Source organism: Serratia sp. (in: enterobacteria) (genome assembly GCF_046715635.1).
Lineage (GTDB): Bacteria > Pseudomonadota > Gammaproteobacteria > Enterobacterales > Enterobacteriaceae > Chania.
This window is the reverse complement of sequence record NZ_JBKJYW010000316.1, coordinates 1-12,459: the sequence shown is the minus strand read 5'-3', so window position 1 is coordinate 12,459 and position 12,459 is coordinate 1. Positions and strand designations below refer to the sequence as shown.

The following is a 12,459-nucleotide window of genomic DNA, read 5'->3' as shown; positions in this document are numbered from 1 at the left end:
GGCAGTGAAGTCACTAAAAATACGCTGGCAAACGCAAAAGAATTGCTGGCCGCATAACTTTTTTACTTTCCTGAGGTCATAATGAGGCCCTGTAAAGGTTCCCAACTGCTGCAAGGTCTATTATCATCGGCATCCTATGCCCTAAAGGAATGTGATTATTATGCGCTGTAAAATGCTGACAGCTGCCGCTGTGGTTCTTGTGATGCTGACCGCAGGCTGTTCTACTTTTGAGAAGGTGGTTTACCGGCCTGATATCAACCAGGGTAACTACCTGACACCAACCGACGTGGCAAAAATCCACAAGGGAATGACGCAACAACAGGTTGCTTACACATTGGGCACGCCAATGATGCAGGATCCGTTTGGTACCCAGACGTGGTTCTACGTGTTCCGCCAAGAGCCAGGCCATGAGAAGATCACGCAGCAAACGCTGACGTTGACGTTCGACAGCGCAGGCGTGTTGACGGATCTGCAGAATAAACCGGCACTGACCGAGTAAGCCGAGCCGGAGCTGTCATCCGGCCCGTGGGGGAAGAGTGAGATCCTTCATGACAGTCGCAGGCTGCAACTCGGAAGACAACGTTCTGATGAAGATAAGGCGCATTCAGCGCCTTATTTTTTTGCTTTTTCCGCCCGCTGACGGCGCAGTTCTTTGGGATCGGCAATCAATGGCCGGTAAATCTCTACCCTGTCGCCATCATTGAGCACATCGCTCAGCTTAGCCGGTCGGCTGTAAATACCCACCTTGTTGCTGGCCAAATCGATATCGCTTCGTAGCTCTAACAGCCCAGAAGCCAGGATGGCCTGCTCAACGCTGCTGCCTGCGGCCAACTTAACCTGGCGCACATACTGGCGTTCTGGCAACGCATAGACCACCTCAACGCGTATCTCAGACACTGTAGACCTCTTTGGCGCGCTGAGTGAACGCTTGCACCATACTACCGGCCAGTTCTTTGAACACTTTCCCGAAGGCCAGTTCGATCAGTTTGTTGGTGAACTCAAAATCCAGGTGCAGCTCTACCTTGCACGCCTCGGGGCTTAACGCAGTGAACTGCCAGCCGCCCATCAGCTTACGGAACGGGCCATCGACCAGCTGCATATTGATGCTTTGGTTATCCAGCAGCGTATTGCGCGTGGTAAAGGTTTTGCTGATGCCGGCTTTTGCCACCTCTACCGCGGCGGTCATTTCATTTGGGGAAGCGGCAATCACCCGGCTGCCGGTGCATCCTGGCAGAAAATCGGGGTAAGAATGAACATCGTTAACCAACTGATACATCTGCTCAGCGCTGAATGGCACTAATGCAGATCGACTGATCTGGGGCATATCATTTCCTGAGAGGCAAAAAACGTACAGATAATACCATTTATCTGGCGCCAAACAAAAAATCTGCTACGCGCGGCACGGCTCCAAAATGCGAGAAATTGCGCAGGTGCTGAGTGGGAAAGGATTTCTTTCGCTGCGCCATCCAGTATAATGAGCGCACTATGACAAAGAAAAAAGCATACAAACCCGGTTCCGCAACCATTGCACAAAACAAGCGAGCACGTTTCGAATACTCCATCGAAGAGGAGATCGAGGCGGGTTTGGCCCTGCAAGGTTGGGAAGTAAAATCACTGCGTGCTGGCAAAGCTAACATCAGCGACAGTTATGTGATGTTCCGCGACGGTGAAGCCTATCTGTTTGGCGCCACCATTTCGCCGCTGAACGTCGCTTCAACTCATGTGGTATGCGATCCAACACGTTCCCGTAAACTCCTGCTGAAAAAACGTGAGCTAGACTCACTGATCGGCCGCGTTACCCGCGATGGTTATACCGTCGTCGCCCTCTCCATGTATTGGAAAAATGCCTGGAGCAAGGTGAAGATCGGCGTCGCCAAAGGTAAGAAAGAACACGATAAGCGCGATGACATCAAAGATCGTGAGTGGCAGACGGCGAAAGCCCGTATCATGAAGCATGCCAACCGTTAAGCCGCTGGCTTAACAGGGTAATCTTCTGTTATACTGCACAAAGTACTTGGGGCTGATTCTGGATTCGACGGGATTTGCGAAGCCCTAGGAGCATGCCGAGGGGCGGTTTGCCTCGTAAAAAGCCGCAAAAAAATAGTCGCAAACGACGAAAACTACGCACTAGCAGCTTAATACCCTGCTTAGAGCCCTCTCTCCCTAGCTTCCGCTCTTAAGACGGGGATCAAGAGAGGTCAAACCCAAAAGAGATCGCATGGAAGTCCTGCCTGGGGCTAAAGTGCTAAATCTAATCAGGCTAGTTTGTTAGTGGCGTGTCCATCCGCAGCTGACCGGCGAATGTAAAGATTGGACTAAGCATGTAGTGCCGACGGTGTAGTAATTTCGGACGGGGGTTCAAATCCCCCCAGCTCCACCACTTTTGATAGGACTGTGCATGGACAGCAAGTGCAAAAACAGTCACTTAGAGATACAAACCGGACACTGACCAGACAGTGAATGGACCACAAAGGGTACGTAAAGGAGCCGCGGATTTTTTAGCGGCTTTCTTGTTTGTGATGATCGGCCATCATAAATCGAAAAAAATTTGTCCGGGTGGCAGCAACCATTACAGAGGTTGGGAGGGCGATTTCCAGATACAGAAAACGCCCTCCGCAGCGTCCAGTAGACAGTTGATCAAGAAAGAAGAAAGATTTAATTCGTGGCAGATATAGTTAGAGCAGCGTCAGCAAATGTCGTTAACGCTCTTGCAGCAGAACTATTGTGACTAATGGCAATTGAGTACTCACGCCCATCTCCGCGCACAGTCCAACAAGCATTGAATACATTCTTACCAGCGCCAGCCACGGCATAGGCCGGATAAGTCGGTGATCCCGCCACTTGCAAATAAAGTATCACGATGTCGCCGGCAACCATACCAGCAAGGCCCAGGTTAACTTGAAGCAAGTAGTTGCGGCCATCGGATGCCGACTGGATACCTGTGGTCGTATCGTAAACAATATTGGTTCCCTCAAGGACGCTGTTGAAAACTACTGTTGTTGTGGTGTTTGCCACTATCGATTGGCCTGTTGTCTTTCTGACCCGAGTGAAGTAGTTGCTCGGAAATTGTGAATATTTATACGGCGTTGGCAGCCCAGCACGTTCAAGCTGCGGAGCGGATAGGATTATGCGTAAGTCCCCGTCCGCTATGGTTTCGAACTTCACTTCCACATCAATGTAAGCCGCTGCTGGAGAGGGTGCACCAGGAGGAACAACGAAGCCATCATTGACATAAATGAGAGGTCTATTCGAACCGATAACATACACTTTTGCCGGGGTTTCTCTCAAAATTGTGCCAGTTGCGGAAACTAGCGTCATCTTTAGCGTTACTTTCGTGTTTGTTGTAATGCCCCCCGATTCACTGTAGTAGGAACTGGCGTTGATACTAAAGCATATCGGGGTATAAACAACGATCGGCCCCGTTGTATGCCGATAGCGCAGATAGCCAGCCTGCCCAGCCAGATTGCTCTTGGCTTCAACATCTAAACTGCCTATACCATTCCCAATTGTCGTCTTCTTAGTTGGCGATGTCAGCCCGGAAAGGTCTAATGTCCAGTTACCCGGATGCACTGCTACTGCTGGCCGCCGACAATGACGAGAACGGCACCGGCCAGACCCGCGCCACCGAGGCCGCCCAACTGACCGGCGCTACACTGGCATTACCGCCAATTATCGGTGACTGGAACGATCTCTATCAGCAACAGGGCAAACTCCCTACCCTGGCACAGTTGCAGGTGTTTAACCCACCGCAGCCCCCTAGCCCGTTCGACACCCTCAGCGATGCCGACCTGAAAGCCATGAGCGCCAGTGAGAAAGCCGCACTGCTGGCCGAACACTACCAGCACTTGCTGGCGGTGCCGCCGGTGGGGGAAGATTTATGCCGCTACGAGAATGGCGCATGGCAGGTATTGCCTTACCGGGTACTTAGCCGGGAAATTGCCGCCCTGTTCCAGAAAATCCGCGCCCCGTTCTCGGCCTCCGGGATCGGCAGCGTTCTGGATACGCTTAAACTGATGGTGCCGCAGATGGGCACCCCGGCCCGCCAGTTGATCGGCTTTCGTAATGGGGTGTTTGATACCGTCACCGGCCAGTTTAGCGCCCACCAGAAAACCCACTGGCTGCGCACCGTGAACAGCGTGGATTACACGCCACCCAAGGCCGGGGAAAATCTGGCTGACCACGCGCCGCACTTCTGGCGCTGGCTGACGCGGGCCGCCGGACAGCAACCCGACAAACGGGAACGTATCCTCGCGGCACTCTTTATGGTGCTGGCCAACCGCTATGACTGGCAGATGTTCCTTGAAGTGACCGGGCCGGGTGGCAGCGGTAAAAGCGTGATGGCCTCGATCGCCAGCCTGCTGGCGGGGAAAGACAACACCACCTCGGCCTCTATCGATACGCTGGAACCCGAACGACGCCCGCGATCTGCTCCAGGCGCAGCAACACTCGGATGAAGCGCTGGAGATCAAACGCAGTGCCGATCCGCTGGTTGATTTTTGTGGCTACCTGCTGGAAGAGAGTGAACCCCACGGCCTGTATATGGGAAACGCCAATATTGTGCCCGCCAACCCGCGCAAGTATCTGTATCACGCTTACCTGTCTTATATGGAGGCGCGAGGACACAAATACCCGTTGAATCTGACGGCGTTCGGACGAGCCATACCGCAGACCTTGCGCGAATACGAGATCACCTTGCTTAAGCGCAAGACCAATCAGGGGATACAGACCAACCTGGTACTGAGTGAGGATTGTGAGGCCGATTGGCTGCCTAAGTGTGAAGCGCACTGAGTGAACGCGGTCACGATCGTTTTCACCGATCAATACTCGGCTATTGATCTGCCGAACCCATTGGACGCTGCCGCAGTGAGGCATTTATAGTCCCTTGTATAAACCGCATACAGTCCAACACCAGGGAAAATGTATCGGTTATCCTTCCGGCCCGCTTGCGGGCCGTTCGCTCCCGCCCTTTCAGTACAACGGCAAAACCGGCTCCGGCCGGTTTTTTTGTGCTTGCCGATCGCCACTGTTCACGCTGGAGTGAACAGTTGTGCACAGTTTCCGGATAACTCATCACCACTTAAGATAATGATTAATATATATAAAATGTAAAAAGTGAACAGTGTGACCAGTTTTTCTATAAATCTTTTTTTGTGGCAACCTTCCGGCTGGTTTTGTGTTCGCGGATCGGGACTGTTCACACTGGAGTGAAGAGTTGTGCACAGTTCCCGGAAAACTCATCACCCTTTAATGCAATGATTAATATAGAGAAAATTCAAAAGTGAACAGTGTGACTAGTTTTTCTATAAATCTTTTTTTCTTGGCTGCTTTACCGTAACTTACTACTAATGACCATCCCCAAGGATTGATGATGACAGCACAAATACCAAGCACAGTTTTTACTGTCTGTGTCTCTATGACTGACTGGACATGTTGCCCTGACGAGTACGGCCCTTTCTTCCCCAATGCAGATTTAAAAGCAGCGCTGGAGGCCATGCACATCAATCTTAATCTTTGTGGTCTATGCGATTACTATTTTGACGAAATTGCGGTAGGGACTGGCGATATCCTGGTATTCACATCATCCAGGTTTAGCAAGACCTACTTCATCGCTGAACTGTATCGAGGGATGACCGACCAACTAGACATTGTCACCTTTTATGTAAGTTGCCCTCACCAAGAAGTTTTTGAGCAGGTAAAACCTTACCTGCGGAGCTTCTTCGATCAGGCTAGCTGTCAGTTTGCCTACGAAGAAAGCAGCATATCAATGACCGCCGGTAGCATTGTTGAAAGCAGATCGGGCGATACCTACAGAGTGATAAAAGAAACGGGTTACCGACAAAAGGTTATTTTTCAATCCGGGAGTTTTGCTAATTAAAAGATGTGATTAGGCATAGATGAGACCACTCTTCCGGTTTGCTCACCGTAGTTTGTCCTACTCGTTATGCATTGAAATATTTGCTTAAAAATCACTCATGGAATGATATCACTTTTCATAATTGGTACACGTTTAGGTACACGCGACAAATCTGAACTCGATTTTTATCAATAAATACAACTAACTAATCAATCCATTCAGATTCCCCCAGCAAATAGGTCGCCAGTGATACCAGATAGACCCGGCGACAGTGACGAAAAAGCCCGCAATTCACGTTGCGGGCTTTTTTGTGTCTAAAACCTACGCCCCTAGAAGATGAGGCTAGCGACTTTATGGAGGAAGATTTTAATAGGTAAGAATTTTCCCAACAACATCAAATAGCCTATCTAAACGTGTGAACCGCACCCTATCCCTCCCTCTGTCTGATCGAAACTTAGAAAGGTAATCTTGCGACCAATCGGCATAAGACGCGAAAACAGAGACCTAAAACCAGAATACCCCTCTTCACTTCCTCTCGGGGCTGGAGTAAAGTCATTATTAAATTATTATAAAATATTCATCAGCACTCTTTCATAGCATCCTACCGCAATGATATCTCAGATAGCGTAGGGGTTAACAAGAACAATATGACGGACTAATAATTGTATGAATGATAACGAAGGGACACTATTTCAAAGCAATACATTCTCCCTTGAGCAAAAACTTGAAAGAGCACGAGCGCAACTGCTTGATTTAGGTGCTAGAAATAGATTGCTCAACATTCCCAGAGCACGGACGTCAAAATTTCTTGATGTGTGTGATGAGCGCTCTGAATATATTTATAAGCTATTAGTGGTTGAAGCTAAAACCTTTACCTTCCTGCATGGAAAAACTGGCAAAGATGATGATAGCCAGGAAAGTGAAGAAGTGAATGATGACATTGAAACATTTCTCTATCCGTTCAAAGAAGATGATACTCCAAAAGCACAGCATTTAGATACAAAACTCCAAACAAGGCTAACGGCTAAAGGGTTACAAAAAAGGCTATTGGACCTTTATCACGACTCTAGAACGTTAGAGGAAGAACAAGGTGTCAATATTCTTTATTTAGCACTGGGAACGTTAAAATGGATAGATCCTGCTAATAAAGAAAATATTCGCTATGCACCGTTAATTTTAATTCCTGTAACTCTTGAACGTGGCAATGTTGGTGAAAGGTTTAAACTACGAGCAAGGAACGAAGAAATTATCGCCAACCTTTCCCTTGAGGCTTTTTTAGAAAGAATTCACCAAATTACTCTTCCAGAGATGAGACTAGATGATAATCATGAATTAAATATCATTAGTTACATGTCAGATATCGCTGAAGCAGTCAGCCTTAAGCCTGATTGGCAAGTTCTAGAAAATGATATCTCTTTGGGCTTATTTTCCTTCGCTAAATTTTTAATGTATCGCGATCTAGATCCTGCTAATTGGCCCGCCAAAGATAGTATTACCTCCCAACCCATTATCCGTGCACTGATGTCGGATGGGTTTGATGAAGATGACAGTCTGCTATCCGAAGATGTACCAATCGACCCTATTATTCCACCAAAAGATATGCTGCACATCATGGATAGTGACAGTTCACAAACTCTTGCGATTCATGAGGTCCGTCGGGGTAAAAGTTTAGTCATACAGGGGCCACCTGGAACAGGTAAGTCACAAACTATCGCAAACATCATTGCTTCTGCTGTAGCGGATGGAAAAACAGTTCTTTTCGTTGCTGAAAAAATGGCTGCTCTAGAGGTTGTTAAGCGTCGCCTTGATCAGTACGGCGTTGGCGATGCTTGTCTAGAGTTACACAGCAACAAAACAAACAAGCGCGCCTTCCTGGAAGAACTTAAAAGAGTTTGGGAATTAGGTTCCCCCCGCGGAGAATTCTCAGACACATTGATAGATAATCTGACCGAAGTTCGAGATCTATTAAACCAGCATCCTGCGAGGATCCATAAGGTTTATAGCCCTTCGGAGCTCACTCCATATCAAGTCATGGGTCACTTAGTCCGCCTACGCCAGGTTGGCCAAACCCCAACAAATTTCCGTTTGCACGGCATCGAATTGTGGAGCAGCAATGATGTTACAAAACGCTTAGAGCTTACAAAAGAACTCTTAGATAGGGTAAATGATATTGGGATACCTGATAATCACCCGTGGCATGGCGTTGGTCTTGAAAGAATTATACCCAGCGAGGTGGAACGTTTAGTCCCTGATATTAACGCAGTGCTAATCCAACTTGCAGATTTTTATTCTAAAACTGTAGCACTAGCAAGAAATGTAGCGTTATTTCCTGCTCCTAACACCTTCAAAGATATTGATGAACTCGTGGTGATTACGGAGCACATTAACAGCGCGCCAAATCTCTCTGTGGAAGCCTTAACCTCGCCAATATGGAAAAGTAAACTAGTAGAGATCAATAATCTAATTAATTTAGGCCTTGATTATCAAAGGAGCTTTACAGAACTTGAGAGTGAGATTGTAGTTGGAAATTTAAACATGCCTCTTACTGAACTTGAGGTTGAATTAAAAGCGCTTCCGGATAGTTTATTACCCTCAGGCTTTGCCACTGCAATTCCTCTTCAGAGGTCGTTGACAAAACTGCTGGCTGAAGCACGTCAACTACAGCTTGAATTAGGGTCCCAAACAGGACGGGATACTTGCCAAGATATCAAGCAGTTGATCGAACTAGGTGAAAAAGTGGCTTCTGTGCCCGATGTCAGCCCCGAAGCCCTCATTGCATCCGTTTGGGAGCAAGGTGTTGAACAAGCTTCAGACCTCGTTAACTCGATAATACGATTAACCGAAGCGTATTCTAATATTGAACACCAACTACAAGGAGTTGCCTGGGAAGCTGACGTTATTACTGCGAGAAACAGTTTAGCAGTACAAACAGATCCACTTCGGTTTTTCAGCAGTGAATGGCGAAAATCCCGGGCTTTTGTGCGATCCCTTATTCGCGACCCTTCAATGCCAATTCCATTGCAAGTTGAATTACTAGATAAACTGCTGGAAGTACAATCGTTAAGAAAAAAAATAAAAGAACTTGATGCATTTGGACAATCCGCATTTGGCAGTGATTGGCGTGGAGAAAATAGCAATAACCAACTATTATTAGCACTTATCGATTGGATGAAGACATTAAAAGAATTCAATATAGAAACTCGAGTTCTTGCTAGCCGCCTTGCGGATCGTGATTTAGTCAAATACCAAGTTGAACAACTTAACACCACATTTGAACAGGTAAGTGCTCAGTTAGATACTCTATGGAACGCTTTCGGCTCGACTCCAAATGAATTCTTTGAAAATAACTTTTCTATAAGTCGCGTACATCTTAATTTTATCGATGAATATGTTAAAAAGTTAATCTGGGTTGACGAAAGATCTAGAGATATATTTAAAAACCCGCCAGACAACTTAAGTGAAAGGCGACACTTACTATCGAAATTCATAACGTTACAGCAACTATCTCAGACAATAGACTCTTTTGATATTCTAGGCACTCAGGCATTTGCTAATAGCTGGATGAAAAGTGATTCCGATTGGAAATCATTGATGCAAGCATCCAACTGGATAGAGCAGCATCAGGATTTACGTTATATTGCAGCCAACATCAACGATCGAAATGAAATAGCGGAACTTGCAAAGGAATATCAACAGATAGGCATTAAACTTATCAACACTATCGATAACCTGTCGATAAGATTAGCTTCAAAAACTGAGACGCTGTTTAAAGTAGCTTCAATTGATGAGTTATCAATACTAGCAGCAGGCACTAAGTTGCTATTGTGGATGGATAATTCAGAACAGCTTTCCAAATGGGTTGCTTGGCAATACCGAGCTTCTTTAGCTAAAAAGCTAGGCATGAGCGAGTTTATTGAAAAACTTGCAAATGGAAGCCTTACGCAAGAAAACAGCTTCACCGCTGTTGAACGTACTTATTATGAATCCTTAATGGCATTAATGGTGGAACAAGAGCCTGAGCTTGTTCGATTTGATGGAGAGCTTCACTCCCGAGAAGTGGAAAAGTTTTCTGACTTGGATCGTAAGCGTATCAAAGCAGCTAGCTTTGAAGTGGTTAGAGCACATCATCGTAGAATTCCATCTCAAATAGGTGGTGCGGGCCCTGTTAGTATTCTGCGTGCAGAAATGGCACGTAAGAGGGGGCACATGCCAATCCGGCAGCTAATGCTAAAGGCTGGCATGGCGATACAAGCTCTAAAACCAGTAATGATGATGAGTCCATTATCTATTGCACAATTTCTGGTACCTGGATGCCAAAAATTTGATCTTCTCGTGATGGATGAAGCTAGCCAGATCCAACCTGTTGATGCCATCGGCGCCATTGCAAGATGTGGGCAAGTGGTTGTCGTAGGTGATGAACGACAATTACCCCCAACCAGCTTCTTCTCTAGAATGACGGAATCGGATAATGAGGATGATGATGAACTTTCACAGGTGGCAGATATCGAGAGTGTATTGGGATTATTTGTCGCCAGAGGGTTACCGCAGAGAATGTTGCGTTGGCATTATCGTAGCCGCCATCAATCATTAATTGCTGTATCTAACAGCCAATTTTATGAGAATAAACTCTTTATAGTACCTAGCCCGTACACTCAAGAAGCCGGAATGGGGTTGCTATTTCATCATGTACAAAATGGTGTTTTTGAGTCGGGAAGCAGCAGCTCTAACCCGGTGGAAGCAAGGCGTGTAGCTACAGCAATAATGGAACACGCACAAAATCATAAAGGGCTGTCTCTGGGTGTTGCGACATTCTCGGTTTCACAGCGAAAAGCAATCCAGGATGAACTAGAGGTATTACGCCGCTTGAATCCGGAGTTGGAAGATTTCTTCCATGCCCATCCAAATGAACCATTCTTTGTTAAAAACCTAGAGAACGTTCAGGGAGATGAGCGCGATGTTATTATGATTTCCGTTGGCTATGCCAAAAATACCAATGGTTACATGGCGATGCGTTTCGGCCCTCTAGGTGCGGAGGGAGGAGAACGCCGCTTGAATGTTCTGATAAGTAGAGCAAAACGACGTTGTGAGGTTTTTGCGTCAATCACTGACGAAGATATCGATCTTGAGCGGGCAAAAGGCAAAGGTGTCTTTGCGTTCAAACTGTTTCTTCAATACGCTCGCACAGGACGTTTATCCCTGGCTCAAAAATCCGATCGTACAATGGATAGTGTGTTTGAGGAACAGGTGGCTGATGCACTTCAAAAGAGAGGTTACCAGGTCCATCCACAAGTTGGCATTGCTGGATTCTTTATCGATTTAGCCATTGCAGATCCTGATATGCCAGGACGATATCTGATTGGCATTGAGTGTGATGGTCGAGCCTATCATAGCTCTCGGTCCGCCCGTGAACGTGACAGATTGCGCCAATCCGTGCTGGAGGATCATGGGTGGATTATTCACCGAATTTGGAGTTCAGACTGGTTCCAGCGACCAGAAGAACAGTTGCAACGTACTGTCGAAGCAATCGAAACAGCAAAAAATGAACTTGCCCTTCGTTCGGAGCGCAGGAGTTCTGATACCAGAGCTGTGCCCATTGAAATTATCACTATTGAACGTGAGTCTGTAACAGAAATTGGTCTCGTCGATGCTGAACAGAGTCTTGAGAATGTTGATAATTATATCGAGTCTACCCCAGAGTTTCATGCCAATTGGCAGCTGCATGAAACACCAGCGAGCATTTTGGTAGACCTGATTGAAAAAATTGTTCAAACAGAGTCACCAATTCATGTCAGTGAAGTCGTTACACGCCTAAGAACCGCATGGGGGTTACAGCGTGCCGGGGCAAGAATAGAAGCGGCAGTAAATCAGGCAATCAATATCGCATGCAAAAAAGGAACGATATTGCAGGCTGGGAATTTCCTTATGTGTAGCACCTCAGAAGTCACGCTCCGAAATCGACAGAACGTTCAGTCATCTGGTCTGAGAAAACCTGAAATGATTGCTCCTGAAGAAATAGCCGTCGGCATCAATGCAGTGGTGATAAGAAACTTAGGGGCCACAGATGACGAGATCATTTCATCTGTTTCCAGAATGTTGGGATTCAGAGCAACAAGCAGCGTCTTGAGAAAGACAATATCTGAAGTCATAGAAGTTTTATTGAATGAAGGTATTCTGAGGAGAGAAAATACAATGATTATTGTTAGCGAAACAGTGGAAAATTAATGGCTGTAGACAGTTGCCCAAGGTCGCGAAAGCGGCCTTGGGGTGCAATGCCTGATATCAACACCCTCTTCTTTAGCTTTTGAGCTCCTGCGTTAAGCTTTAAAAAGCTGAACAGTCATACCAAAATATAACTCTAAACATCAATAAATTACCTTCAGTTATAGCGATATAGAATCTCCGCTGCTAACTTTAAACTCCCACTCAACCATCGAGCAAATACGCATGACCAACGAGTTTTCCGGCGGCTGCCTGTGCGGAGCCATACGCTTTAAGGCAACCAGCCCAGCAAACCCACACACCTGCTCATGCGATATTTGCCAAAAGCACACCGGTGCCCAGTCCGCGGCATGGATTGAGTTCTCGGCTTCCAATGTGCAATGGAT

8 protein-coding genes, 1 other RNA gene and 1 pseudogene are annotated in these 12,459 nt (G+C 46.8%); 7 read left to right on the top strand and 3 right to left on the bottom strand.

Translation table 11 applies throughout. The features are described from left to right. Positions 1-160 precede the first annotated feature (160 nt). The gene (bamE, locus tag ACLQ7H_RS16310; protein ID WP_021178918.1) at positions 161-499 is read left to right on the top strand and encodes an outer membrane protein assembly factor BamE; all 339 of its coding nucleotides are present in this window, start codon (positions 161-163) and stop codon (positions 497-499) included. 113 nt (positions 500-612) lie between these two features. On the opposite strand, the gene ACLQ7H_RS16305 is transcribed toward bamE, so the two are convergent. Together ACLQ7H_RS16305 and ACLQ7H_RS16300 are read right to left on the bottom strand one after the other, a co-directional pair. Next, positions 613-897: an RnfH family protein gene (locus ACLQ7H_RS16305; RefSeq protein WP_059201560.1), complete on the bottom strand. Its 285-nt coding sequence runs from the start codon at positions 895-897 to the stop codon at positions 613-615. Beyond that, positions 890-1,324: a type II toxin-antitoxin system RatA family toxin gene (locus ACLQ7H_RS16300; RefSeq protein WP_021178920.1), complete on the bottom strand. Its 435-nt coding sequence runs from the start codon at positions 1,322-1,324 to the stop codon at positions 890-892. Before ACLQ7H_RS16300 ends, ACLQ7H_RS16305 begins: the two co-directional genes overlap by 8 nt. A gap of 161 nt (positions 1,325-1,485) precedes the next feature. Here ACLQ7H_RS16300 and smpB point away from each other — a divergent pair, with 161 nt between their 5' ends. Both smpB and ssrA read left to right on the top strand, forming a co-directional pair. Next, entirely contained in the window at positions 1,486-1,968 is a 483-nt protein-coding gene (gene smpB / locus ACLQ7H_RS16295; RefSeq protein ID WP_021178921.1) for an SsrA-binding protein SmpB, read from the top strand. Between the two features lie 48 nt (positions 1,969-2,016). Beyond that, positions 2,017-2,380, top strand: a transfer-messenger RNA (tmRNA) gene (ssrA, locus tag ACLQ7H_RS16290). Positions 2,381-2,655: 275 nt separating this feature from the next. On the opposite strand, the gene ACLQ7H_RS16285 is transcribed toward ssrA, so the two are convergent. After that, positions 2,656-3,570, bottom strand: coding sequence for a hypothetical protein (locus tag ACLQ7H_RS16285; RefSeq protein WP_411753571.1), 915 nt, complete (start codon positions 3,568-3,570; stop codon positions 2,656-2,658). Here ACLQ7H_RS16285 and ACLQ7H_RS16280 point away from each other — a divergent pair. The 4 genes and pseudogenes from ACLQ7H_RS16280 to ACLQ7H_RS16265 form a co-directional block, all read left to right on the top strand. Next, positions 3,546-4,788, top strand: a pseudogene (locus ACLQ7H_RS16280) (primase-like DNA-binding domain-containing protein); the annotation flags it as partial. The gene ACLQ7H_RS16285 and the pseudogene ACLQ7H_RS16280 overlap by 25 nt on opposite strands. A 577-nt stretch (positions 4,789-5,365) precedes the next feature. Beyond that, the gene (locus ACLQ7H_RS16275; RefSeq protein ID WP_411753570.1) at positions 5,366-5,875 is read left to right on the top strand and encodes a hypothetical protein; all 510 of its coding nucleotides are present in this window, start codon (positions 5,366-5,368) and stop codon (positions 5,873-5,875) included. A gap of 645 nt (positions 5,876-6,520) precedes the next feature. Beyond that, the gene (locus tag ACLQ7H_RS16270; RefSeq protein WP_411753569.1) at positions 6,521-12,076 is read left to right on the top strand and encodes a DUF3320 domain-containing protein; all 5,556 of its coding nucleotides are present in this window, start codon (positions 6,521-6,523) and stop codon (positions 12,074-12,076) included. Positions 12,077-12,298: 222 nt separating this feature from the next. Further along, positions 12,299-12,459, top strand: a 161-nt coding sequence (locus ACLQ7H_RS16265; protein ID WP_411753572.1) for a GFA family protein, incomplete at its 3' end; no start/stop codon positions are given.

What these genes read in the sequence shown, in the direction of transcription:
- bamE (WP_021178918.1), top strand. Translation starts at nt 161, where the DNA reads ATGCGCTGTAAAATGCTGACAGCTGCCGCTGTGGTTCTTGTGATGCTG.
- ACLQ7H_RS16275 (WP_411753570.1), top strand. Translation starts at nt 5,366, where the DNA reads ATGATGACAGCACAAATACCAAGCACAGTTTTTACTGTCTGTGTCTCT.
- ACLQ7H_RS16300 (WP_021178920.1), bottom strand. Translation starts at nt 1,324, where the DNA reads ATGCCCCAGATCAGTCGATCTGCATTAGTGCCATTCAGCGCTGAGCAG.
- ACLQ7H_RS16270 (WP_411753569.1), top strand. Translation starts at nt 6,521, where the DNA reads ATGAATGATAACGAAGGGACACTATTTCAAAGCAATACATTCTCCCTT.
- smpB (WP_021178921.1), top strand. Translation starts at nt 1,486, where the DNA reads ATGACAAAGAAAAAAGCATACAAACCCGGTTCCGCAACCATTGCACAA.